27 protein-coding genes and 1 pseudogene are annotated in these 23,268 nt (G+C 66.4%); 17 read left to right on the top strand and 11 right to left on the bottom strand.

The features are described 5' to 3' along the window. Nucleotides 1-72: 72 nt before the first annotated feature. The gene (locus ABUE31_RS02665) at nt 73-954 is read left to right on the top strand and encodes a DMT family transporter (RefSeq protein ID WP_367722512.1); all 882 of its coding nucleotides are present in this window, start codon (nt 73-75) and stop codon (nt 952-954) included. Between the two features lie 389 nt (nt 955-1,343). Here the strand turns inward: ABUE31_RS02665 and metF are convergent, their stop codons facing one another. Both metF and ABUE31_RS02655 read right to left on the bottom strand, forming a co-directional pair. Beyond that, nucleotides 1,344-2,258 carry a methylenetetrahydrofolate reductase [NAD(P)H] gene (gene metF / locus ABUE31_RS02660; protein WP_367721945.1) on the bottom strand — a complete coding sequence of 305 codons (915 nt, stop codon included), beginning with the start codon at nt 2,256-2,258 and terminating at the stop codon, nt 1,344-1,346. Beyond that, nucleotides 2,258-3,259: an ArsR/SmtB family transcription factor gene (locus ABUE31_RS02655; RefSeq protein WP_367721944.1), complete on the bottom strand. Its 1,002-nt coding sequence runs from the start codon at nt 3,257-3,259 to the stop codon at nt 2,258-2,260. Before ABUE31_RS02655 ends, metF begins: the two co-directional genes overlap by 1 nt. 133 nt (nt 3,260-3,392) lie before the next feature. Here ABUE31_RS02655 and tsaA point away from each other — a divergent pair, with 133 nt between their 5' ends. Next, the gene (gene tsaA, locus ABUE31_RS02650) at nt 3,393-3,902 is read left to right on the top strand and encodes a tRNA (N6-threonylcarbamoyladenosine(37)-N6)-methyltransferase TrmO (RefSeq protein WP_367721943.1); all 510 of its coding nucleotides are present in this window, start codon (nt 3,393-3,395) and stop codon (nt 3,900-3,902) included. Next, the gene (locus ABUE31_RS02645) at nt 3,899-4,213 is read left to right on the top strand and encodes a DUF2293 domain-containing protein (RefSeq protein WP_367721942.1); all 315 of its coding nucleotides are present in this window, start codon (nt 3,899-3,901) and stop codon (nt 4,211-4,213) included. The genes tsaA and ABUE31_RS02645 overlap by 4 nt, the downstream gene beginning before the upstream one ends. A 10-nt stretch (nt 4,214-4,223) precedes the next feature. Here the strand turns inward: ABUE31_RS02645 and ABUE31_RS02640 are convergent, their stop codons facing one another. After that, on the bottom strand, nt 4,224-4,838 hold the full coding sequence (locus ABUE31_RS02640; protein ID WP_367721941.1) for an MOSC domain-containing protein: 615 nt from the start codon (nt 4,836-4,838) through the stop codon (nt 4,224-4,226). Nucleotides 4,839-4,985: 147 nt separating this feature from the next. Between ABUE31_RS02640 and ABUE31_RS02635 the strand changes: the two genes are divergently transcribed. The 5 genes and pseudogenes from ABUE31_RS02635 to ABUE31_RS02615 form a co-directional block, all read left to right on the top strand. Next, nucleotides 4,986-6,017: a hypothetical protein gene (locus ABUE31_RS02635; RefSeq protein WP_367721940.1), complete on the top strand. Its 1,032-nt coding sequence runs from the start codon at nt 4,986-4,988 to the stop codon at nt 6,015-6,017. Beyond that, nucleotides 6,010-6,270, top strand: a complete 261-nt coding sequence (locus tag ABUE31_RS02630; RefSeq protein ID WP_367721939.1) for an acyl carrier protein — start codon at nt 6,010-6,012, stop codon at nt 6,268-6,270. The genes ABUE31_RS02635 and ABUE31_RS02630 overlap by 8 nt, the downstream gene beginning before the upstream one ends. Nucleotides 6,271-6,373: 103 nt before the next feature. Next, complete coding sequence (locus ABUE31_RS02625; protein ID WP_367721938.1) at nt 6,374-7,120, top strand: alpha/beta fold hydrolase; 747 nt, start codon at nt 6,374-6,376, stop codon at nt 7,118-7,120. 88 nt (nt 7,121-7,208) lie between these two features. Then, on the top strand, nt 7,209-7,619 hold the full coding sequence (locus tag ABUE31_RS02620) for a hypothetical protein (RefSeq protein ID WP_367721937.1): 411 nt from the start codon (nt 7,209-7,211) through the stop codon (nt 7,617-7,619). Nucleotides 7,620-7,625: 6 nt separating this feature from the next. Further along, nucleotides 7,626-7,934, top strand: a pseudogene (locus ABUE31_RS02615) (transposase); the annotation flags it as partial. Between the two features lie 326 nt (nt 7,935-8,260). Here ABUE31_RS02615 and ABUE31_RS02610 read toward each other — a convergent pair. Beyond that, on the bottom strand, nt 8,261-8,506 hold the full coding sequence (locus tag ABUE31_RS02610) for a hypothetical protein (RefSeq protein WP_367721936.1): 246 nt from the start codon (nt 8,504-8,506) through the stop codon (nt 8,261-8,263). Between ABUE31_RS02610 and ABUE31_RS02605 the strand changes: the two genes are divergently transcribed. Next, the gene (locus tag ABUE31_RS02605) at nt 8,505-9,026 is read left to right on the top strand and encodes a hypothetical protein (protein WP_367721935.1); all 522 of its coding nucleotides are present in this window, start codon (nt 8,505-8,507) and stop codon (nt 9,024-9,026) included. The two genes, ABUE31_RS02610 and ABUE31_RS02605, sit on opposite strands and share 2 nt — an antisense overlap. A gap of 235 nt (nt 9,027-9,261) precedes the next feature. Then, the gene (locus ABUE31_RS02600; RefSeq protein ID WP_367721934.1) at nt 9,262-10,146 is read left to right on the top strand and encodes a hypothetical protein; all 885 of its coding nucleotides are present in this window, start codon (nt 9,262-9,264) and stop codon (nt 10,144-10,146) included. Nucleotides 10,147-10,274: 128 nt separating this feature from the next. Here the strand turns inward: ABUE31_RS02600 and ettA are convergent, their stop codons facing one another. Next, nucleotides 10,275-11,924 carry an energy-dependent translational throttle protein EttA gene (ettA, locus tag ABUE31_RS02595; RefSeq protein ID WP_367721933.1) on the bottom strand — a complete coding sequence of 550 codons (1,650 nt, stop codon included), beginning with the start codon at nt 11,922-11,924 and terminating at the stop codon, nt 10,275-10,277. Nucleotides 11,925-12,176: 252 nt separating this feature from the next. On the opposite strand from ettA, the gene ABUE31_RS02590 reads away from it, so the two are divergent. Then, entirely contained in the window at nt 12,177-12,617 is a 441-nt protein-coding gene (locus ABUE31_RS02590; RefSeq protein ID WP_367721932.1) for a glyoxalase superfamily protein, read from the top strand. Nucleotides 12,618-12,632: 15 nt separating this feature from the next. On the opposite strand, the gene ABUE31_RS02585 is transcribed toward ABUE31_RS02590, so the two are convergent. Together ABUE31_RS02585 and ABUE31_RS02580 are read right to left on the bottom strand one after the other, a co-directional pair. Continuing rightward, nucleotides 12,633-13,394, bottom strand: coding sequence for an ABC transporter permease (locus tag ABUE31_RS02585; RefSeq protein ID WP_367722510.1), 762 nt, complete (start codon nt 13,392-13,394; stop codon nt 12,633-12,635). Nucleotides 13,395-13,399: 5 nt separating this feature from the next. After that, nucleotides 13,400-14,326 carry an ABC transporter ATP-binding protein gene (locus ABUE31_RS02580; protein WP_367721931.1) on the bottom strand — a complete coding sequence of 309 codons (927 nt, stop codon included), beginning with the start codon at nt 14,324-14,326 and terminating at the stop codon, nt 13,400-13,402. A 232-nt stretch (nt 14,327-14,558) separates the two neighbouring features. Here ABUE31_RS02580 and ABUE31_RS02575 point away from each other — a divergent pair, with 232 nt between their 5' ends. From ABUE31_RS02575 to ABUE31_RS02550, 6 genes are read left to right on the top strand one after another with little or no spacing between them, the layout of a single operon-like run. Continuing rightward, the gene (locus ABUE31_RS02575; RefSeq protein WP_367721930.1) at nt 14,559-14,792 is read left to right on the top strand and encodes a LapA family protein; all 234 of its coding nucleotides are present in this window, start codon (nt 14,559-14,561) and stop codon (nt 14,790-14,792) included. 20 nt (nt 14,793-14,812) lie between these two features. Then, nucleotides 14,813-15,793 (top strand): alpha/beta fold hydrolase, encoded by a 981-nt coding sequence (locus tag ABUE31_RS02570; protein ID WP_367721929.1) that lies wholly within the window; start codon nt 14,813-14,815, stop codon nt 15,791-15,793. Nucleotides 15,794-15,829: 36 nt separating this feature from the next. Further along, nucleotides 15,830-17,005 (top strand): CaiB/BaiF CoA transferase family protein, encoded by a 1,176-nt coding sequence (locus ABUE31_RS02565; RefSeq protein WP_367721928.1) that lies wholly within the window; start codon nt 15,830-15,832, stop codon nt 17,003-17,005. Then, nucleotides 17,002-18,651 carry a thiamine pyrophosphate-binding protein gene (locus ABUE31_RS02560; RefSeq protein WP_367721927.1) on the top strand — a complete coding sequence of 550 codons (1,650 nt, stop codon included), beginning with the start codon at nt 17,002-17,004 and terminating at the stop codon, nt 18,649-18,651. The genes ABUE31_RS02565 and ABUE31_RS02560 overlap by 4 nt, the downstream gene beginning before the upstream one ends. A gap of 38 nt (nt 18,652-18,689) precedes the next feature. Beyond that, nucleotides 18,690-18,971, top strand: a complete 282-nt coding sequence (locus tag ABUE31_RS02555; RefSeq protein ID WP_367721926.1) for a type II toxin-antitoxin system RelE/ParE family toxin — start codon at nt 18,690-18,692, stop codon at nt 18,969-18,971. 10 nt (nt 18,972-18,981) lie between these two features. Next, complete coding sequence (locus tag ABUE31_RS02550) at nt 18,982-19,263, top strand: HigA family addiction module antitoxin (protein WP_367721925.1); 282 nt, start codon at nt 18,982-18,984, stop codon at nt 19,261-19,263. Between the two features lie 63 nt (nt 19,264-19,326). On the opposite strand, the gene ABUE31_RS02545 is transcribed toward ABUE31_RS02550, so the two are convergent. From ABUE31_RS02545 to ABUE31_RS02530, 4 genes are read right to left on the bottom strand one after another with little or no spacing between them, the layout of a single operon-like run. After that, nucleotides 19,327-20,325: an ABC transporter substrate-binding protein gene (locus ABUE31_RS02545; protein WP_367721924.1), complete on the bottom strand. Its 999-nt coding sequence runs from the start codon at nt 20,323-20,325 to the stop codon at nt 19,327-19,329. Nucleotides 20,326-20,357: 32 nt separating this feature from the next. After that, nucleotides 20,358-21,497 (bottom strand): ABC transporter permease, encoded by a 1,140-nt coding sequence (locus tag ABUE31_RS02540; protein ID WP_367721923.1) that lies wholly within the window; start codon nt 21,495-21,497, stop codon nt 20,358-20,360. Continuing rightward, nucleotides 21,494-22,372, bottom strand: coding sequence for an ABC transporter permease (locus tag ABUE31_RS02535; protein WP_367721922.1), 879 nt, complete (start codon nt 22,370-22,372; stop codon nt 21,494-21,496). The genes ABUE31_RS02540 and ABUE31_RS02535 overlap by 4 nt, the downstream gene beginning before the upstream one ends. A gap of 9 nt (nt 22,373-22,381) precedes the next feature. Further along, nucleotides 22,382-23,191, bottom strand: coding sequence for an ABC transporter ATP-binding protein (locus ABUE31_RS02530; protein ID WP_367721921.1), 810 nt, complete (start codon nt 23,189-23,191; stop codon nt 22,382-22,384). Nucleotides 23,192-23,268 lie beyond the last annotated feature (77 nt).

Below are 23,268 nucleotides of genomic sequence, written 5' to 3'. Positions count from 1 at the left end.
TCGCTAGTCCGGCACGCAACCATGGAGAAGATCGTGAGCGAGGCCACCCCGCAGGCAGTCCCCCAACGGCCGATGTCGGCGTTCGACTGGGCGCGCCTGCTGCTGCTCGGCGCGATCTGGGGCGGATCGTTCTTCTTCGCCAGGATCGCCGTCTTCGAGGTCCACCCGCTGACGCTGGTGCTGTTTAGGGTGGCGATCGCGGCTGCGGCGCTGCACCTTTACCTTGCCGTGCGCGGCCCCTCCTTCCGGCTGGCGCTGCCGGTCGCCGGCAGCCTGCTCCTGCTCGGCCTCATCAACAACGTGCTGCCCTTCTCGCTGATCTTCGCCGGCCAGACGCAGATGGGCGCCGGTCTGGCTTCCGTCCTCAACGCGACGACGCCGTTCTGGACGATCATCGTCGCCAACGCCTTCACGGCTGACGAAAAGGTCACCTGGAACAAGGTGGCCGGCGTCGCCCTCGGCATCGCCGGGGTAGCCGTGATGGTCGGGCCGGGCATCGTCGCCAGCCTCGGCGGCCCGGTCTGGGCGAAGTTCGCCATGGTCGGCGCGTCGCTGTCCTACGCGGTCGCGCTGGTCTTCGCGCGCCGCTTCAAGGCGATACCGCCGGCGGTCGTCGCCACCGGCCAGCTGACAGCGGCGACCGTCATCATGATTCCGCTGGTGCTCTTCTGGAACGGACCCACAGGCCTGTTCGAGGCCAGCGCGCCCGTCTGGGCGGCGATCGTCGCGCTTGCGCTGATCTCCACCGCCTTCGCCTACATCCTCTATTTCGGGCTGATCGGATCGGCCGGCGCCACCAACGCATCGCTGGTGACGCTGGTGGTGCCGGTCAGCGCGGTCCTTCTGGGATTCGTCTTCCTCGCCGAACGGCTGGAACCGTTCGAGGTCGCCGGCATGCTGCTCATCGGCCTCGGCCTCCTGACCATCGACGGCCGCATCCTGCGGCGACGCTAGGGAAGCTTTGCGCGCCGGGTTTCGACCGTCACACGGGGGTCACATTTTTTCCACAACGGGCCGGCGCTCGATTGCCTATAAATTTCGTAGACTTAAGCAAGCGGCTGGCGAAATTATTCCCCGATCCCGCCGCAATGCAGCAAATTTTGCGCTTGCCAGTTTGCGCGCGAGCCCTAGACTCTAGCCATAGTTCTCGATGAGGAGGCTAGAGCATGGGACTGACACGGCCGATCAATGCACTCGTGATTTGCGCTGCGTTTGCTTTTATAGGCGCCCTCATTATGGGAGTTCTCCCGTAGGCAGACGCTACGGGGTCCAGCCGCAAGAGGCGGGAACATGGTTTCGAAAGGCCGGGCGAAAGCCCGGCCTTTCTGCTTTTGGAGATGCTGTCAGGCGGCCGCCGACGATCCGGCGGCATGCGGCGCGCGGATGCCGATCATGTGGCATATGGCGAAGACCAGGTCGGCGCGGTTCATCGTATAGAAATGGAAGTCCGAAACGCCGCGTTCGACGAGGTCCATGACCTGCTCGGCCGCGACCGCCGCGGCGACGAGCGCGTGGGTCTGCGGGTCCGACTGCAGCCCGTCGAATCGCTCGGCAAGCCATGCCGGCACATGCGCGCCGCAGCGGCTGGAAAAGTTGGCGACCTGCGTGAAGTTGTGGATCGGCAGGATGCCCGGCACGATCGGGATGTAGATGCCGGCGCGACGCACCCGCTCGACGTAGCGCTCATAGAGATCGTTGTCGAAGAAGAACTGGGTGATCGCCCGCGTGGCGCCGTTGTCGGCCTTGCGCTTCAGCATGTCGATGTCGGTCGCGAAATCCGGGCTTTCCGGATGCTTTTCCGGATAGGCCGAGACCGAGATGTCGAAGTCGCCGTGCTTCTTCAGCGCCGCGACGAGTTCCGCACCGTTGGCGTAGCCGCCAGGGTGCGGGTGGTAGCGCTCGCCGACGCCGGTCGCCGGATCGCCGCGCAGCGCGACGAAGCGCGTGACGCCCATTTCGGCGAACTCGGCGATCACCCGGTCGATCTCGTCGCGGGTGGCGTCGACGCAGGTCAGGTGGGCGGCCGCCGTCAGCTTCGAATCGGCCAGGATGCGTCCGATCGTGCGCGCCGTGCGCTCGCGCGTCGAGCCGCCCGCGCCGTAGGTGACCGACACGAAGGCGGGCGCCAGCGGCTCCAGCCGCTCGACCGTGTCCCAGAGCCGGGCTTCCATCTCGTCGGTCTTCGGCGGGAAGAACTCGAACGAAACCCGGACCTTGTCGCCGATGTCGGAACGCCGCGAAAAACGGGGCTTGTTCATCAGGCGGTCTCCCTTTCACCGGCTCCGGCCGGATCGGCAATCAGCATGCGGCGGTCGCGGGCAAGCCAGAGCTTGACCGTCAGGCGGGCCTCGCCGCTGCCGCGCGGCGGAAATTCTTCCGAGGCTTCGAGGTCGAGCCCGGCATCGGCCAGCCATTCGGTGATCTGGCGATCGGCGAAGCCGAGCCTGAGATGGGCATGGTCCTCGCGCAGGAACTCCAGCGCGTGGCTCGCGAAATCGACGATGATCAGCCGGCCCGACGGGCGCAGCAGGCGCGCCGCCTCGCGGATCGCCAGCGCCGGATCGTCGAGATAGTGCAGCACCTGGTGGATAGTCACGAGGTCGAAGCTGTCGCGCTCGAAGGGCGGCGCGTAGATGTCGCCCTGACGCACCTGGGCATGCGCCACCCCGGCCGCGTCGAGATTGGCGCGGGCCACCGCCAGCATCTCGCGCGACATGTCGATGCCGACGCCGCGGCGGTAGAGCGGCGCGAAGATTTCGAGCAGCCGGCCGGTGCCGGTGCCGAGGTCGAGCATCGACTGGAACGGCCGCCGGCCGACCAGCCTGAGCAGCGCCGACTCGACGGCGCGGTCGGAGGCGTGCAGCGAGCGGATTTCGTCCCAGCTCGCGGCGTTGGCCGAAAAATACTCGGCCGCCCTCGCCTGCCGCCGACGCTTGACCGCCGCGAGGCGCTCCAGGTCGCGCTCGAGCTGCGGGTCCCCCGCGTCGATGCGGCCGACGATGCCGTGCACGAAGTCACGCGCCCTGTCGTCGTCGGCGATGCGGAAGAAGGCCCAGGACCCCTCCTGGTAGCGATCGATCAGCCCGGCTTCGAGCAGCAGCTTCAGGTGGCGCGAAACGCGCGGCTGCGACTGGTTGAGGATTTCGGTGAGGTCGGAGACGGTCAGGTCGCCGCGCGACAGCAGCGCAAGGATGCGCAGCCGGCTGGTTTCGGCCGACGCTTTCAGCGTGTCGACAAGATCGTCGAGTGTTATCGTCATGGCGCTGCCGTCAGGTTGCGATACGATCAATCTAGATATAAACATATCTTTATGTCGATCGCGCGAACATGGCAACAGCCAATGTCGCGTGCGGACAAGAAAATGCCGCGCACGGCCAAGGCCAGGGGATTTGATGTTCGAAGCGCGTGAAGGCGAGATCGCCCTCGACAAGGACCCGGCCGCGATGGCGCCCGACGCCGGCGTCGTGTTCATCGGCCGCATCCGCTCGCCATGGACCACGCGGGCCGACTGCCCTAGGAACATGGCCGCGGCCCGCGCCGCCGGCCGCCAGGCGACGATCGAGATCGCGCCACCCTACCGCGCCGGGCTCGGCGGCCTCGGGGGAACCAGCCACGTCGTCGTCCTGTCCTGGCTCGGCCGCGCAGCGCGCAACCTGATCATCCAGAAGCCCCGCCATGCCGCTGAGCCGAAGGGCGTCTTCGCCCTGCGGTCGCCGGCCCGCCCCAACCCGGTCGGGCTGCACGTGGCCGGCCTGGTCGCGCTCGACGCGGCCGCCGGACTGCTGACGCTCGACGCCATCGACGTGCTCGACGGAACGCCGGTGATCGACCTGAAACCCTATTTCGCCTCGATCGACAGTTTTCCCGACGCCCAGCCGCCGCGCCACGGGGACGCGCCTTGACCACGCCGACAAGGCGCCGCAAGGCCATCGCCGAAGCGCTGACGCTGCTCCTGCCCGGCGCGCCCTATTCCGACATCGAGGCGATCCGCGCCGACGCCGGATCCAGGCACATGCGCGACCTGCCGCCGTCGATCGCCGTCTGGCTGGCCACCGTCGCCCATGTGCGCCACGGCCACACCGACTATGACGGCCTGCTTGCCGAAGGCTACGACCGCGACGCCGCGCGCTTCTTCGTGATCGACAGGACCAACGAGGTGCTCACGTCCTGGCGCGCGACGCGCCTGCTCGACCCCGACGACGGCGACGCCTGACCCGCGCGGCTCATGCCGCGTAGATCCACTGCTCGGGAACGCGCACCGAAATGCCCTCTCCCACCGCCACCCGGCCCGGCTTCTCGACCCAGCCGACCAGCCCGCGCAGGCGTTTGGCCGATTTCGGGAACAGCAGCGCGCCGGCCTCGATGTCGGCCATGCCGGCATTTTCCGCGACCGACCGCCCGGCATGGCGGCATGGCTTGTTCTGGCCGTCGATCTTGACGGTCGCGCCGCCCTCGAAAAACAGCATCGTGCCGGCCGGAAGCATCGAGAAGGCCGGCAGGCCCGCGATCACCAGGTTCGCGCCGATCCATTCCGGCCGGAGTTCGGCGATGCCCATGCTGCTGGCGACCGCGGCCAGTTCGTCGGCTGCGACCAGCGAAAGCTGCCGCTCGTTGCGCATTTCGGTGCCGCGCGCATACCACGGCTCGCGCCCGCCCGAGCGGCGCGTGGGGCCGGCATGGAAATCGCCCGCGACGCCGTCGAAGCCCAGCGTCAGCCCGGCCACCGGCTCGGTCTGGAAGCGTCCCCGCAGCGCCGCATAGGCGCCCTCCACCCTGGCGGCGAGTTTGCGGGCGGGGACGATGTCGCCGCCGCCGGGCGGCAGTTCGGTGTCGGTCATGGGCACTCCTTCGCGTCGCGCGAAAATGGCGGCGCTCCGCCCCCGCGTCCAGCCAAAAGGGCCGATCGGTTCATCAATCGTGGTGATGACCCTGCGTCGCCCGAGCACCTGTTGCGGCTAATCATGCATGTTGGTAGTCCGGTAGCAATGCAGACGCATCATCAACCGGACAAGCGCGAGCGCTACGCGGCGCTGCGGCCGTTCGCCTTCAACGAGGCGCTGAACGTGCTCTGCGTCTACGACGCGGACCTGATCGCGGCCATCTTCCGGTCCGAGGATTTTCGCACCAACCCCTTCGCCGAACACTACCGCACCATCGCCGGGCGCACCGGCATCGACTTCCGGGCCTCCATCGACGCGCTCGATCATGTCCCCTTCTCCAAGGAGGGCGAGGAGCACCGCTGCCTGCGCGCCGCCATGTCGGCGGTCGTGTCGGGCGACGCGCGCGGCCATGCCGCCGGCATGGAGCGCTTCATCGGCGACCTCGTCGGCGCGCTGTTCGTCGCCGGCCGCGAGGTCGAGCTGATGCACGACATCGGCCGGCCCATCTTCTTCGAACTCTTCTCGCGCTGGCTGAAGATCGACGAACGGCCGTTCCTGAAGGAATCGAACATCTCTCAGGTCTTCGACGGCGCGATGAGCCTCAATCGCCGCAAGAAGGTCAACCGCGCCCTGCAGGAGCTCGCCGACGCCCTTGCCGAACGGCGCGACGCCATCGCCACGACGCCGGAAGTCGCGGTCGCCATGAACGTTCTCGGCAACGACGCGCTGACCGGTTCGCTGGTCCTGTCGCTCTGGCACGTCCTGCAGCTTCATCCCGGCGCCCGGCTCTGCGACATCGCGTTTCCGCAGCACCTGCCGGCGACCGGCGTTCCCTTCATCGAGCGCATCGCCAGCCGCGACGTGGAGATAAGGGGCATGAAGGTCGCCAGGGACCAGAAGGTCCGCCTGATGATCGACGCCACCGCCTTCGAGGTCACCGGCGAGGAGGCCGACCTGTTCTTCGGCAAGGGCCGCCACGTCTGCATCGGCAAGCCGATGACGCTGGCGATCTGGCGCGCCCTCGGCAAGGCGGTCACAGCGCTCCCCCTGCGCTTCATGCCGGGCGAACTGCATCTGAGAACCGGCGACTACGCCTTCACCTATCCCGAAACGGCCAGGATCACCCTGCATGACTGACGAGACGACGCTGGAGTGCGTCCGCTTGTTCCGCCGGACGACCGGCCTGGACAACACTCCGCGCGTGTCGATGACCGCCGAGGACATGCTCGCGGCGCCGATCGATACCTTCGAGATCGACAGTCTCGATACGATGGAGTTCATCATGGCCGTCGAGGACCGTTTCAGCATCGAGTTGAACGAGGAAGCCGTGAACCGCTGCCGCACCCTGGGTGAACTCGCGGCGCTGGTTGCTGCCGTCCGTGGCGTTTGAATTCCGCCGCGGGCCGCGGGCCGTCGAGGTCGGGCACCTCACCCCGGTAGAATTGTACCGGGACGCTGGCCTGTGGCGCAGTGTTATCGGGCACCGGCCGCTGGTGCTGCCATGGCAGGTGCGGCCGTATCGGCGCGAGATCCTGGCTGACGGCATCGCCCTCTACTCGGCGGACCGCTCCCCGAAGTCGCTCGTCGTCGGTTTCTGCGGCCGCGACCACCGCCTGTTTCTTTCTGTCGGAATGATCCTGCAGACGCTGGACCACACGCGCTTCGACCTGATGACCGTCGTCGATCCGGCGGAACTTCATTTCGACAGCGGCGTCGAGGGTTACGCGAATTCCCTCGTGGAACTCGCCGGCCGGCTTTCCGATGTCGTTGCGGCACGCGGCTACAGCGGCGTGGTCACCTATGGGACCAGCATGGGCGGCCTGCCGGCCCTTCGGGTCGGCCTGCTGATGGGAGCCGACCGCGCGGTCGCCGCCGGTGGCCGTTTTGCGTGGAACATCGGCAGGTTGCTGCGCGGGGAAAAGCATGTCGGCGCCTTTGACCTCCTTTGCCGATGCCGCAAGCCCGGCAAGACGGAGATCTACGCAATCTTCAGCGAAGGTCACGACGGCGACGTCGAGAGCGCGGAACGGCTTGCAGCGATCCGACCGGACAGCCGACTGCTTCCGCTGCCCTGCCTCGACCACAACTTCGTCTACGAGATTCAGAAGGCGCGGCGGCTGGACGAGTATCACCGCGAGATTTTCGACCTGCGCCGCAAGCCCGATCCGGCGGTCTTGAGGCGGTCGCTCACGAAGCGTTCGAAGCTCGATCCGCGCCGCACCTTCTACATCGGATTGTAGGGTCCACGCGGCCCGCCCCCGCTTTACCCCAAAGGCCAGGGCGCGTAGGCTGGCGGCGGCTGGGAGCGTCGCGAGAAGGAGCATCGCCATGCCTGCCATCCTCAGACTGACAGTGCTTGCCGCCACGGTCGCCGCCGCGCCGGCCGCCTTCGGCGCCGACTATTCCTGCGAGGGCCTCGTGCCGGCCGGCCAGCGGCTGATCTGCTCGGGCTTCGAGCCCAACTGGGCGATCGAGTTCACCTGCGACGGGGCAAGCATGAGCGCCAGCTTCATCGACGCCTTCTCCGGCGCCGACATCCAGACGACGCCGGGCACGGTCGCCTTCTCGTCGCACGACCCCTGGACCTTCGAGACCAGCCACCCGGTCAAGGGCTCGATCGCCGCCACCCCCGGCGGCTGCACCGACGAAAGCGACGCCGTGCGCGACTTCACCTTCACCCCGACATCAGCGCCGGGCTTGTCAGGCCCGTTCTTCCCGTTCTGTTGCCGGGTGCCGTGAAGGGCTGTTTCGGCGACAACCGCCACCCATAAGACCACCAATCATGCCGCTGGCGAATACGCCCACCGCGAGGGCGATGTGGTTGTGCACTACACCATCGAAGGCGTGTTCTCGGCGTTCAAGCGCGGCATGGTTGGCGTCTACCAGCATTGCGGCGAGGCCCACCTGCATCGCTACCTCGCCGAGTTCGATTTCCGCTACAATCGCCGCGCCGCGCTCAAGGTTTCCGACGCCGAGCGCGCCGATGACCTTCTCCGCAATGCCCGCGACAAGCGTTTGACCTATCGGCGGATTGGTGAAGCCGACCAGGCCTAAGCAGAAGGCGGCTGCGTTCCTTCGTTGGCGAAAGAAACGCGGACTCGACTCCAAATAGTTTTCGGCCCACTCTTTGGTTAACCGTAGGTCCGACGAAGCCCCGAACACGCCTGTTCGGCCAAACGGAGTCGGGCACCCTACGGCCCATGCCGAGACTGGAAAGAAGCGTGCTCAAACCACGCCAATCGGACCAACATCTTGGAGGCACATGGGGCCACTGGCGGCGGAAGTACAACGCCAAGAGTGGGCCGATAAACCAGCGAACGGCGGCTAATCCGTAACGCTGGCATGACTCACGAAACCGAAAGGCTTCGTGGCCACGGGCCTTAGGATTTCATCTCCATGAAACCCAAGGTTACTACCACTGTGGAGGTGACAGTGGATGTTGCGAAATGCCTCAGGGCTATCGCTCTAATCCTCTTTGTCATCCTCATCTGAAGCAGGGGGGCGGTGGCTTCGGCCACTGCCTTCCTCTTTCTGATTACCGGTCTTGTAATTGGGCAGGGTTTCAACAGGCGGCGAAGCACCTCGTCGCCCTTCTCCTGCTCTTTGTCCTTGGGGGCTTTTGACATGAGCAAAAATCCGTTTGGTCCTGAACTCACGGATGTGCAGTTTGCGCTAATCGGCAGGATAGCAGTTCAGTGGACCAGATGCGAAAATGTCCTCCAAGAGATACTCGCATCGCTCGCATGGGCACCGCGCTACTTCGGTAGAGCCCTTACCAATTCACTTGGTCCGGACAACCGGATTGGGGCGATCAAAAGCCTTTGCATGATTCATGAAAAGCAGATGCTCTGCCAAGTGGTTTCACTTGAGCAGATCACGAAAATTCGCCAGATCGCCGTTCGATTTGACGCCCTGAAGGGCGAGCGGAACAAATTCATTCACTGGTCGGCAATACGCAAAGATGACGACAATTTGTTCTTTTCTCCTCTGAAGAGCCTACCAGCCGACCCGAAGGGTGGCGACTGCATGCTGGCTTCAAATGCCGAAATGCTCGCCTTCTCAGAAGCCATCGCCACTCTCACATACGAGATGATGCTCGTAGAAAAGCATCTGCCAAATCTGGATTGGCCGAAACCATCGCCCTGAACACGGCAGCCAACGCGTCGGCCTTCTCTGTACTCAGATCAAAACCGGCCAACGCCCACACGCCCGCGTCAATCATCGCAGGAGTAATCTCAGTCTCTAGTGCCGGCCTGTCGCCGTGGGGTCTCTCCGAAACGGTCGCTTTCGCCACATATATAACTAAGAAATATTTCCCAATTCATTCACACCTTCCCGACCCGAGCGATACTCCCGCCGACCTTGTGTCGAGGAAGCGGCGATGGACTGGAATGCGGCAATCGAGAAAAACCATGCGGCGCTGACGGGCGTGCTCGCCATGCTCGTCGCCATGGCCGGGCTCGCCAGCCTTACCTCTCCCCTTGCGGGAGAGGATGGTTCGGCCCGGCGAGGCAAGGCCGAGCCGTCAGCCGAACCTGGTGAGGGGTCTTCGTCTCCAACCCTGCCGCGACATCTGCACCGCGCCGTGCTCGCCCTGCTGCGCCCGGCCGAGGCGGCGGCGCGGCGGCTGATCATCGTCGCGGCGCGCGGCCTCGTCGTGGCCCTGCCGCCGCTGCGCCCGCGCAAACCGGGCCTCATCTTCGCGCGCAACCCCGGCCTCCAACTGCCGTCACGCGCAGAAGACCCCGGCCGGCGCGCGCCGGCGCTGCCGCTCTTCGATCCGCTGCCGCGCTGGCGGCGGCGCGCCCGGCCTGCCGCGCCCGGCCTGCCCCGCATTTCGGTTCCCGGCTTCGGCCAGCCGTTTTCAGCCCCGCCGCCGCCCTCGCCCGACGATCCGCTAGACGCGGCGCGCCTCGCCGAGCGCCTGCGGGCGCTGGCTGCCGCGCTCGACGACCTGCCGGGCCATGCCCGACGCTTCGCCCGCCTGCGGATGCGACGGGCCGGCGGGTCCGGCGCGCCAGACAAAAACCGCGACGCCGCAGGCGCGCAAACCAAGAACCGCGACGCCGCAGGCGTGCAAGCTGGAAAACCCGCCGCAGCCACGCGGGCCAAAAACCCCGCCCCCGGCCGGCTTCGCCGCCAGTGGCCGCTGCGCCCCGGCCGGCCGCCCGGCGGCCGCCGGCGTCCCGCCCATGCGGTCCACGAGGTGTTGAGCGTGCTGCACGGGCTTGCCTTCTGGGCGCTGGAAACGCCCGACACCTCGTGACGTCCCCGCCCCCGCGGGAGGCGACGCGAACCGAACCGCCGGCGCGGCTTTCCGCTGCCCCGGTGGCGATCCCTGCCGCCATCGATTGCGTCAAAAAAGGAGAAGCCGGGCAGTGCCCGGCTTCCGGATCAGCGCGTCAGGCGCTTGTGCGTCATGCGGTGGGGCACCAGCGCTTCCGGCCCCAGCCGGCGCGCCTTGTCCTTTTCGTAGTCCTCGAAGTTGCCCTCGAACCACTCGACATGCGCGTCGCCCTCGAAGGCCAGCATGTGGGTGGCCATGCGGTCGAGGAACATGCGGTCGTGGCTGATGATCACGGCGCAGCCGGCATAGGCCTCCAGCGCGTCCTCGAGCGCGCCCAGCGTCTCGGTGTCGAGGTCGTTGGTCGGCTCGTCGAGCAGCAGCACGTTGCCGCCGTTCTTCAGCATCTTCGCCAGGTGCACGCGGTTGCGCTGGCCGCCCGACAGGTTGCCGACCTTCTGCTGCTGGTCGCCGCCGCGGAAGTTGAAGGACGAGCAGTAGGCTCTGGAGTTCACCTCGTGCTTGCCGAGCTTGATGACCTCGGCGCCGCCCGAGATTTCCTCCCAGACGGTCTTGTTGGGGTCGAGCGCGTCGCGGCTCTGGTCGACATAGCCGAGCTTGACCGTCTCGCCGACGGTGACGGTGCCGGCATCCGGCTTTTCCTGGCCGGTGATCATCTTGAACAGCGTGGTCTTGCCGGCGCCGTTCGGGCCGATGACGCCGACGATGCCGCCCGGCGGCAGGCGGAACGACAGGTCCTCGATCAGGAGCTCGTCGCCAAAACCCTTGTTGATGCCTTCGAGCTCGATGACGCGGTTGCCGAGGCGCTCGCTGAGCGGGATGACGATCTGCGTGTCGGTCGGCTTGCGGTTCTGAGCCTGCTCCAGCAGTTCCTCATAGGCGTTGATGCGCGCCTTCGACTTGGTCTGGCGCGCCTTGGGCGAGGACGCGATCCACTCGCGCTCGCGCCAGATCGCCTTCTGGCGGGCGTCGTCCTCGCGGCCCTCCTGGATGAGGCGCTTGGCCTTGGCGTCGAGGTACTTCGTGTAGTTGCCCTCGTAGGGAATGCCGCGGCCGCGGTCGAGCTCGAGGATCCAGCCCGTCACGTTGTCGAGGAAGTAGCGGTCGTGGGTGATGATCAGCACCGAGCCCGGGTAGTCGCGCAGGTGCTTTTCCAGCCACTGCGTGGTCTCGGCGTCGAGATGGTTGGTCGGCTCGTCGAGCAGCAGCAGGTCGGGCTGTTCCAGCAGCAGCCGGCAGAGCGCGACGCGGCGGCGCTCGCCGCCCGACAGGTTGGTCACCTCGGATTCGCCGGGCGGGCACTGCAGCGCGTCCATCGCCATCTCGACCTGCTGCTCGAGGTCCCACAGGTTGAGGCGGTCCATCTCGTCCTGCAGGCGCGCGCCCTCGTCGGCGGTCTCGTCCGAGTAGTTCATCATCAGCTCGTTGTAGCGCTCGATAATGGCGGTCTTCTTGGCCACGCCGTCCATGACGTTCTCGAAGACGGTCTTCGCCGGGTCGAGCTGCGGCTCCTGCGCGAGGTAGCCGACGGTAGCGCCCTCGGCCAGCCACGCCTCGCCCTGGAAATCCTTGTCGAGCCCCGCCATGATGCGCAGGATCGTCGACTTGCCCGAGCCGTTGGGGCCGAGGATGCCGATCTTGGCGTCGGGGTAGAAGGACAGGTGGATGTTGTCGAGCACCTTCTTGGTGCCGTAGGCCTTGTTCAGCCCGGACATGTGATAGATGAACTGGCGTGCCACGCGCGCGGTATCCCTGCAATCTGGATGGAGAGTTGGTCCGCTATGTATGCGATGGCGGCCCGAACGGCAATGGTTGACGCGGACGGGGCTTGGGCCTATCTGAGCCGCGGGCCTGAGGCGCCCGCCGCTCGCCGGACCTGTCCGACGGTGAAGCCTCCCGGCGCGAGCCGGTTTCTCCCACGACCCGATCATCGCGGTCATGCGGCAATGCGAGCGCCTGCGACACCGACCGCATCGATGACGGAGTCTGCCATGCAGTCCACCCCCATGCCCGCCACGCGGGACCAGGCCAAGGCGCGCGCCCGCCAGATCAGGGCCGAGCATGCCGGTCGCGGCGCCGCGATCAGCCACGCCGAGGCGCTCGAGAAGGTCGCCGCCGAACTCGGCTACCGCGACTGGAACACCGCCGCCGCGCGGCTCTCCAACCTTCCGGACGTGCCGCTGCAGGTCGGCGACCGCGTCGCCGGGACCTACCTGAAGCAGCCCTTCGCCGGCCGCGTGCTCGGCGTGCGCGAAGTCCATGGCGGCGCCTCGTTCGAGTTGACGCTGCAGTTCGACGCGCCGGTCGACGTCGTCAGCTTCGACAGCTTCTCCGCCTTCCGCAGCCGCGTCACCGCGACGATCGGTTCGGACGGCGTGTCGGCGTCGAGGACCAGCGACGGGCGCCCGCACCTGGAGGTCGCGCGGGCCTGAACCCGCGCGGCCGCGTCAGTTCCGGATCCGCCAGCCTGTCTTGAAGATCCACCAGACGACGGCGAGGCAGGCGGCGAGGAAGACCAGCGTCATGCCGAGGCTCAGCGCGACGCTGACGTCGGCCTGTCCGAAGAAGCTCCAGCGGAAGCCCGAGACCAGGTAGAGCACCGGGTTGAAGTGCGAGATCGTCTGCCAGACCGGCGGCAGCATGTCGATGGAGTAGAAGCTGCCGCCGAGGAAGGTGAGCGGGGTCACCACCAGGAGCGGCACCAGCTGCAGCTTCTCGAAATTGGTCGCCCAGATGCCGATGATGAAGCCGAGCAACGCGAAGGTCACCGCCGTCAGGACGAGGAACAGCAGCATGAAGACCGGATGCTGGATCTCCAGCGGCACGAACAGGTGCGCCGTCGCCAGGATGATCAGGCCGATCATGATCGACTTGGTGGCGGCCGCCCCGACATACGCCATCACGATCTCGATGAACGAGACCGGCGCCGACAACAGCTCGTAGATGGTGCCGACGAATTTCGGGAAATAGATGGCGAACGACGCGTTGGAGATGCTCTGCGTCAGGAGCGACAGCATGATCAGCCCCGGCACGATGAAGGCGCCGTAGGTGACGCCGCCGACCTCGCTGATGCGCGAGCCGATCGCCGCTCCGAAGACCACGAAGTAGAGCGAGGTCGACACGACGGGCGAGACCACGCTCTGCAGCAGCGTCCGCCCGGTGCGGGCCATCTCGAACCTGTAGATCGCCTTCACGGCATGGAGGTTCAGCATGCTCATTGGCGCCGGCTCACCAGGTTGACGAAGATTTCCTCGAGCGAGCTCTGCGTGGTCACCAGGTCGCGGAAGCGGATTCCCTCTTCCTCGAGCGCCTTGAACAGGCGGGTGATGCCGGTGCGCTCCCCCTGGGTGTCGTAGACATAGGTGAGCTCGCCGCCGTCCTCGGACAGCTGCAGCGAGAACGACGACAGGCTCTCCGGCACGCGGTCGACCGGCTGCTGCAGCTGCAGCGTCAGTTCCTTGCGGCCGAGCTTGCGCATGAGGACGGACTTTTCCTCGACCAGCACAAGCTGTCCCCGGTTGATGACGCCGACGCGGTCGGCCATCTCCTCGGCTTCCTCGATGTAGTGCGTGGTGAGGATGATCGTGACGCCTGAATCGCGCAGCCGCCGTACCACCTCCCACATGTCGCGGCGAAGTTCGACGTCCACGCCGGCCGACGGTTCGTCGAGGAAGAGGATGCGGGGCTCGTGGCTCAGCGCCTTGGCGATCATCACGCGCCGCTTCATGCCGCCGGACAGCGTCATGATCTTCGAGTCCTTCTTCTCCCAGAGCGAGAGGTCCTTCAGGATCTTCTCTATATAGGCAGGGTTCTTCGGCTTGCCGAACAGGCCGCGGCTGAAGCTGACGGTCGCCCAGACGGTCTCGAAGGCGTCGGTCGTCAGTTCCTGGGGCACCAGCCCGATCAGCGAGCGCGCCGCGCGATAGTCCGACACGATGTCGTGACCGTCGGCCAGCACCCTGCCTTCGCCGGGTTTCACGATGCCGCAGATGATGTTGATCAGCGTCGTCTTGCCGGCACCGTTCGGGCCGAGCAGCGCGAAGATCTCGCCATGCCGGATCTCGAGGTCGATGTCCTTCAAGGCCTCGAAGCCGGTCTCATAGGTCTTGCTGAGCTTTGCGACTGAAATGGCGGGCTGCATGCGACAAGCCGAAAAATGAAAAAGGGGGAAACGCGCCCGGAACGCGGCGCCAGCAAACGAATAGGCGGTATATAGGCCTTGCCCCGGGCATCGCAAGGCGACGCCGAAACCTCCTGACATCCGGCGACATCCGCCGGGCAGCGCGAACCGAACCGTGCACCCCCTTGTCTGGCCGGCCCGATAGGGGCATCGTTGCGCCGTCCAATCCGTCTCGACAGCAGGGAGGCCGGCGATGCGTTGGTTCCACATGGCGGTGATCGCCGTCATAGCAATTGCCTTTGTGATCTTCGCTCTGCAGAACCTGCAGACCGCGACGGTGGCGTTCCTCGGTTTCAGCATGACCCTGCCGCTCGCCCTCATGTTCCTGGTGATCTACTTGCTGGGCATGGCGACCGGCGGCAGCGCCCGCGCACTGATCCGCTGGGCCTGGGAGGGATCGAAGAAGCCTGCCGACACCCAGCACTAGCCGCCTGGCGGGCAGCCCAGATGCCATTCGACGCGCAGCGCGCCGTCGCCTCGCCGACCGGCGCGTCGCTCAACCTCTACGTCAAGCGCGCGCAGGGCGCACCGCGCGCCGTCGTACAGATCAACCACGGGCTGGCCGAGCACGCGGCGCGCTATGGCCGCTTCGCCGACTTCCTGGCCGAACGAGGCTTCCACGCCTACGCACACGACCATCGCGGGCATGGCGAAACGACCGCGCCGGACGCGCCGCCGGGTCGCTTCGGTACGCCCTCCGGCGCCGACAAGGTCATCGCCGACGTCGGCGTGATCCACGCCCTCATCCATGCCGAGCATCCCGGCCTGCCCGTCGTGATGTTCGGCCATTCGATGGGCGGGATGATCGTGCTGAACCGGCTGCTGCGCCATCCCGGCGGCGTGCATGCCGCCGCAATCTGGAACGCGAATTTTTCGGTCGGTCTGGCCGGCCGAGCGGCCCAGGCGATCCTCGCCTGGGAGCAGTTCCGGCTCGGCTCCGACGCCGTCTCCCGCATGCTGCCCCGCCTCACCTTCCGGGCCTGGGGCCGGCAGGTGCCCGGCCACGCGACACCGTTCGACTGGCTGTCGCGCGACACAGACGAGGTGCGCCGGTACATCGACGACCCGCTTTGCGGATGGGACCCTTCCGTCTCCATGTGGCAGGACGTGTTCGGCTTCGCCTATGCCGGCGCGGCAGACGCCAATGTCGCAGCCATTCCCCGGGCGCTGCCGATCAACCTCGTGGGCGGCGCGAACGACCCCGCGACGGACGGCGGCAGGAGCGTCGGGCAGCTGGCCGGACGGCTCGGGCGGCTGGGCTTTTCGCAGGTGGTCTCGACGATCTACGCCGACACGCGCCACGAGAGCCTGAACGAGGTCAATCGCGACGCCGTCATGCACGACTTCGCAGGCTGGGTGGAGGCGACGCTCGAAAAGCGTGAAATGCCGGGCCCGCAAGACCCGACCCGGTTACATCCGGCGGGATGACCTGATACAGCACGTCGACCAAAGAGAAGCTGTCCGATGTCCCATCCCCCGCTTCAAGGCGTCCGTGTCGTCGAACTGGCCCGCATCCTTGCCGGCCCGTGGGCAGGACAGATGCTGGCCGACCTCGGCGCCGACGTGATCAAGGTCGAGAACCCCGATGGCGGCGACGACACCCGCAAGTGGGGCCCTCCATTCGTCACCGGGCAAGACGGCGAGAACCTGTCGGCCGCCTATTACCATTCCTGCAATCGCGGCAAGCGGTCGATCGCCATCGACTTTTCGACGCCCGAAGGCGCGGAGACGGTCCGCAAGCTGGTCGCAACGGCGGATGTGCTGATTGAGAACTTCAAGCTGGGCGGCCTGAAGAAATACGGCCTCGACTACGACAGCCTCAGGAAGGACAACCCGAAGCTGGTCTACTGCTCGATCACCGGCTTCGGGCAGTCCGGCCCCTATGCGCCCCGCGCCGGCTACGATTTCATCGTGCAGGGCATGTCGGGCCTGATGTCGATCACCGGCGCTCCCGGCGGCGAGCCGCAGAAGGTGGGGGTCGCCGTGACCGACCTGTTTACGGGGCTTTATTCGGTGATCGCCATCCAGGCGGCGCTTCGCCATGCCGAAGCCACCGGCCAGGGCCAGCACATCGACATGGCGCTGTTCGATTCCCAGATCGCCGTGCTCTGCAACCAGAACATGAACTTCCTGGTTTCCGGAACGTCTCCAGTGCAGATGGGCAACGCGCATCCCAACATCGCGCCCTACGAAGTGGTACCGGCGGCGGATGGCCACTTCATTCTGGCGGTCGGCAATGACGGCCAGTTCCAGAAGTTCTGCAAGACCGTCGGCCTCGACGCCCTGCCTCAGGACCCGGCATTCGCCACCAACGCGGCGCGCGTCGCCAACCGCGTCGCTCTGCGCGAGAAGATGGTCGCAGCGCTCGCCCACCTCGAACGCGGCCCGCTGCTTGCCAAGCTGGACGCCGCCGGCGTACCGGCCAGCCCGATCAACACGATCGGCGAGATGTTCTCAGACCCGCAGGTTGCGGCGCGCGGCATGCGGATGGACCTCGACGACGGGCACGGCAACGCGCTGCCCTCGGTTCGCTCGCCGATGCTGCTTTCGGAGACGCCGCTTGCCTACCGGCGCGCCTCGCCCCGGCTCGGCGAGCACACGCAGGAAATCCTCGCCGAACTGGAGAAGAAGAAACGATGAAGACCGGCGGACGCCTGATCGTCGATGCGCTCGAGGCCAATGGCGTCGAGCGCATTTTCTGTGTGCCCGGCGAATCCTACCTGGCCGTGCTCGACGCGCTGCACGATTCGCCGATCAGCACCATCGTCTGCCGGCAGGAAGGCGGCGCCGCGATGATGGCGGATTGCGAGGGCAGGCTGACCGGCCGCCCCGGCATCTGCTTCGTCACGCGCGGGCCGGGCGCGACCAACGCCTCCGCCGGGGTCCACATCGCCCGCCAGGACTCCAACCCGATGATCCTGTTCATCGGCCAGATCGCGCGCGGCATCCGCGAACGCGAGGCGTTCCAGGAGGTCGACTACAAGCGCTTCTTCGGCGACATCGCCAAATGGGTGGTCGAGATCGACGACGCCCGGCGCATCCCCGAACTGGTGACGCGCGCCTTCGCGGTCGCGACCTCCGGGCGGCCGGGCCCGGTGGTCATCGCGCTGCCCGAAGACATGCTGACCGACGAGGTCGAGGCGCCGGCGCCGCTGCCCTTCACTCCGGTCGAAACGCGGCCGGGCGACGCCGAGATGGCGGCGCTGCAGTCGCTGCTGGAGCAGGCGGAGCGTCCCTTCGTTATTCTCGGCGGCACCCGCTGGAGCGAAACGGCGGTCGGCCAGATGTGCGCCGCCCTTGAGCGCTGGTCGCTTCCGGTCGGATGCTCCTTCCGCAGGCAGGCGCTCTGCGATCAGCTGCATGCGAGCTACGCCGGCGACGTCGGCATCGGCGTCAACCCGAAGCTCGGCAAGTACATCCGCGAATCCGACCTCGTGCTGCTCGTCGGTTGCCGCTTCGGCGAGATGCCATCTTCGGACTATACGCTGCTGAAGAGCCCCTACCCCGACCAGAAGCTGGTGCATGTCTATCCCGACCCGCACGAGCTTGGCCGCGTCTACCGCCCGACGGTCGCGATCAACGCGACGCCGGCCGCCTTCGCCGAGGCGTTTTCGGCGACGTCGCCGGCACGCACGCCGGCCTGGGCCAACCGCACGGAGCAGCTTCACCAGGACTATCTGGAATGGTCGACGCCGCCGGCGACCGGCCCCGGCAAGGTGCTGATGGGGCCGATCATGGCGCATCTGGAGACAGTGCTGGCCGAAGACGCCATCATCTGCAACGGCGCCGGCAATTTCGCGACCTGGATGCACCGCTTCCATCGCCACCGCCGCTACGGCACCCAGGCCGCGCCGACGTCCGGCACCATGGGCTACGGGCTGCCGGCCGGCGTCGCCGCCAAGCATCTGGACCCGCAGCGCGAGGTCATCGTGTGGGCCGGCGACGGCGACTTCCTGATGCACGGCCAGGAATTCGCGACCGCGGTCCAGTACGGCCTGCCGATCGTCGTGGTGATCCTCAACAACGGCATCTACGGCACGATCCGCATGCACCAAGAACGCGACTATCCCGGCCGCGTTTCCGGCACCGACCTGACGAACCCCGACTTCGCCGCATACGCCCGCGCCTTTGGCGGGCATGGCGAGACGGTGAACGAGACGGCCGACTTCGCGCCGGCCTTCGAGCGGGCGCGCAAGAGCGGAAAGCCGGCGATCATCGAGGTCAAGCTCGACCCCGAGGCGATCACCCCGACGCGGACGCTGAGCCAGATCAGGGAAGGGAAGTAGGATTGCGACGCGTATCCTTTTGAGATACAATCCGCTGAATGATCCGGTCGGTCAGGGACAAGCGTATCGCTGGCATCCGTTCGGGCGGAACGACGAAGGGCTTTCCAAACGACCTGATTGCAAGGGCTCAACGTCGGCTCGCACAACTGGACGCCGCAACCAGCCTTGCCGACCTGATGGTGCCGCCCTCCAACCAGTTGGAAGCACTCAAGGGCGATCGGAGCGGGCAATATTCCGTACGGATCAATCAGCAATGGCGGCTGTGCTTCGCCTGGAAAGACGGCGACGCCTTCGACGTCGAAATCGTGGACTATCACTGAGGCTTTTGTGATGAACGCTCCCCGACCCATCCACCCCGGCGAAATCCTGCGTGAGGACTTTTTTCCCGAATATTCGCTGACTGCCGGCTCGCTGGCAAAGGCCCTTCATGTGCCCCGCGACCGGATTGAAAAGCTCGTTCGTGAAAAGCGCTCCATCACCGCCGACACCGCGATGCGATTGGCCCGCTACTTCGACACCACGCCACAGTTCTGGATGAATTTGCAGGCGAACTACGATCTCGCCACTGTTCCGGCAGAAGCGATCAAATCAATCGAGCCCCGCGCAGCTTGAGCCGCATGAGAGAAAGGGGCGGTCGCCCGCCCCCTTCTTCCCGGTATGCCAGATGCCTGAAGCCTACGGGATCGCCTTGTCGGTGATGGCGGTCGTGTAGCCGCCCTCGGCAGGCTTCGAGATGATCTTCTGGTCGAGCAGCGCCTTGGCGGTGCGGTCGTAGGCCGCCGCGATCAGCTTGCCGTCGGCGTTGTCGATCAGCTTGGCCACCTCGCCCATCATGCGCTTCTGGTGGTTTTCGTCCTGGCCGCCGTTCTCGACGACGATGCCGGCGGCCTCGTCGGGATGCTCGGTGGCGTATTTCCAGCCCTTCATGGACGCCCGCACGAAGCGCACCATCTTGTCCTCGAAGGCCGCGTCCTTCAGCTTCTCGTCCAGCGTGTAGAGGCCGTCCTCAAGCAGGTCGTTGCCCATCTCTGTGTAGTTGAAGACGATCAGGTCCTCAGGCTTGTAGCCGGCGTCGATCAGCTGCCAGTACTCGTTGTAGGTCATGACCGAGATGCAGTCGGCCTGCTTCTGGATCAGCGGCTGCACGTCGAAGCTCTGCTTCAGGACGGTCACGCCGTCCGGACCGCCTTCGGTCGACAGCCCGATCTTGTTCATCCAGGCATAGAACGGATATTCGTTGCCGAAGAACCAGACGCCGAGCGTGCGGCCCTTGAAATCGGCTTCCGTCTGCACCGGGCCGTCCTTCGGGCAGACCATCTCCATGCCCGCCTTCTTGAACGGCTGGGCGATGTTGACGAGGCCGACGCCCTTGTCGCGCGCCGCCAGCGCGCCGCCCATCCAGTCGACGATGACGTCGGCGCCGCCGCCGGCGATCACCTGCTCGGGCGCGATGTCGGGGCCGCCCGGCTTGATCTCGACGTCGAGGCCTTCTTCCTTGTAGAAGCCCTTGTCCTTGGCGACGTAGTAGCCGGCGAACTGCGCCTGCGTCACCCATTTCAACTGCAGCGTCACCTTGTCCGCTGTCTGCGAGCCGCGCAGCGCGTAGAACGCGATTGCGGCGATCACGGCCACTGCTACCAACAGCGCCAGTATTGTCCTTAGCTTACTGTTCATCGGATACCCCTCTGGTTGCGGCCTCGTCTTGATTATCGATATGACGGGTGCCAAAAAGTCAATGTACGCTCGATGAGCGCAAGTACGCCATAGAAGAGCGAGCCTGCCAGCGCAGCAACCGCGATTTCGGCCCACACCATGTCGACGTTCATCTTCCCCATCTCGCTGGTGATCCTGAACCCCATGCCAACCACCGGCGTGCCGAAGAACTCGGCGACGATCGCGCCGATCAGCGCCAGCGTCGAGTTGATCTTGAGCGCGTTGAAGATGAACGGCGCCGCAGCCGGCAGGCGGAGCTTGAACAGCGTCTGCCAGTAGCTCGACGCGTAGGTGCGCATCAGGTCGCGCTCCATGTGGCCGGACTCGGCGAGGCCGGTTACGGTGTTCACCAGCATCGGGAAAAAGGTCATGACGATGACCACTGCCGCCTTGGATTCCCAGCCGAAGCCGAACCAGATGACCATGACGGGAGCGACGCCGATGATCGGCAGCGCCGACACCATGTTGCCGATCGGCAGCAGGCCGCGCCGCAGGAAGTCGAACCGGTCGGCCAGGATGGCGGCCGCGAAGCCCGCGCCGCACCCGGCGAGATATCCGAAGAACGCGGCCTTGAAGATGGTCTGGTTGACGTCGGCCGCGAGGATCGGGATCGAGGTGGCGATGCGCGCGCCGATGGCCGACGGCGGCGGCAGCAGGATGAACGGGACGCCGGCGCCGCGCACCACCGCTTCCCAGATGACCAGTATCCAGACCCCGAAGATGACCGGGATCAGCAGGCGCAGGATAGCGCCGGCAATGCGATTGCCGGCCTTGACCTCGGAGAGGACGGTCACGCAGCGCCAGGCAAGCAGCCAGGCGGCCGCGAGCAGGAGATAGAAGGGAGCGCGCGCCGTGCCCTCGAAGCCGGCAATGCCGGAAATCAACAGCCATGCGGCGAGATGCGCGGCGGCAAAGAGCAGCGCGGCCTCGACCAGGGCGGGCACGCTGAACAGCGACACCAGTGCGGCGGCGACAACAAGCGAAATCAGCGCGCCGTGGCTGCCGGCGAAGGGCATGCCGGCGGCGTTGCCGAGCGCTTCGGCTGGCGGGCTCGCCAGCGGCCCCATCAGCGCGGCCATCGCCGCCAGCGCGAGCGCCAGCACTGCCTGCCAGGACGGTCGCAAGCGTCTCATGCCGGCCTCGCTCCCATCGAACGGCTGACAAGACGCCCGACTCGCCCGACCAGCGTCACCAGCAGCGCGGCGACGATCGATCCCGCGACGAGCGCCGACCACATGTCGATGGTCTGGCTGTAGTAGGACGCCTGGAGCAGCTTGGAGCCGATGCCGGCGACGGCACCGGTGGGCAGTTCCGCGACGATCGCGCCGACCAGGCTTGCCGCGACGGCGACCTTCATCGAGGCGAACAGGAAAGGCATCGACGCCGGCACGCGCAGCTTCCAGAAGGTCTGCGAGGCGCTCGCATTGTAGGTATGCATGAGGTCGAGGTGCGTGATCTCGGGCGAGCGCAGCCCCTTCACCATGCCGACCGCCACCGGGAAGAAGGACAGGTAGGTCGAGATCAGCGATTTCGGGATGATTCCGACCACGCCGATCGCCGCGAACACGACGATGACCATCGGCGCGATCGCCAGGATCGGGATCGTCTGCGACGCGACGATCCACGGCATGAGGCTGCGGTCGAGCGAGGTGAAGTGCACGATGCCGACGGCGATCAACACGCCAAGCAGCGTGCCGAAGGCAAAGCCGAGCAGCGTCGAGGAGAGCGTGACCCAGGCGTGGTAGACCAGGCTGCGGTTGCTGGTGATCTTTCGCAGGAAGGTGTTCTCGAAAAAGTTCGCGGCCACCTGGTGCGGCGCTGGCATCGTCGGCTTCGGCTGCGACAGGGTCTTGCCGATGAAGGCGATCGCCCCGGGCGTCTCCTCGGCGCGCCGGTCGAGGTCGCGCTGGAACGGGGCGTTGAGCAGCACGGCCGCCACATACCAGGCGGCCACCAGCCCGGCGAGGATGGCAAGGACGGGGACGACGTTGTCCAGCGCGCGCGTCATGGGGTGCCCTCAATCCTCATAGCTGTGACCCGCGTGCAGGCCGTCGCGGACGCGGTGGGCGATGGCGAGGAATTCGGGCGACTCCCGGATGTGCAGCGGGCGCTCCTTCGGCAGGGTGGATTCGATCACGTCGGTGACGCGGCCTGGCCGCGGCGACATCACGACGATGCGGGTGGACAGGTAGACGGCTTCGGGGATCGAGTGGGTGACGAAGCAGATCGTCTTGTTCGTCCGCGCCCAGAGCTCCAGGAGTTGCTTGTTGAGATGGTCGCGCACGATCTCGTCGAGCGCGCCGAACGGCTCGTCCATCAAAAGCAGGTCGGCATCGAAGGCGAGCGCGCGCGCGATCGACGCGCGCTGCTGCATGCCGCCGGAGAGCTGCCAGGGATACTTGTTCTCGAAGCCGGTCAGATTGACCAGGTCCATGACGCGCGCGATGCGCCGAGCCTGCTCCTCCGCCGAGACGCCCATGATTTCCAGAGGCAGCGCGGCGTTGCGCGCGATGGTGCGCCAGGGAAACAGCGCGGCCGCCTGGAAGACATAGCCGTAGGCGCGGCTTTCGCGGGCCTGCTCGGTGCTCATGCCGTTGACGGAGATGGAGCCCTCGGTCGGCTTCTCCAGATCGGCGATGACGCGCAGGAACGTCGTCTTTCCGCAGCCCGACGGCCCGATGAACGAAACGAATTCACCCTTGCCGATGGTCAGGTCGACGCCGGTGAGTGCCTGCACCGGGCCGTCGTTCGTCTGGAAGGTCAGGCCGAGACCTTTCGCTTCGACGACCGTTGTTTTCTCCGCCACCGTTGCTTCCCCTACCGTCATAAGCACCGCCTGCCCTTGCCCCACTGCCGCGGCATCCATGGGGCGGCCACGAACGCACCGTCTTGCCTGCCTGCCGT

The sequence above is a fragment of the Mesorhizobium marinum genome, assembly GCF_040813675.1.
GTDB classification, from domain to species: Bacteria; Pseudomonadota; Alphaproteobacteria; order Rhizobiales; family Rhizobiaceae; genus Mesorhizobium_K; species Mesorhizobium_K marinum.
Note: the sequence above shows the minus strand (reverse complement) of the source record. Positions and strands in the feature narration are given on the sequence as shown.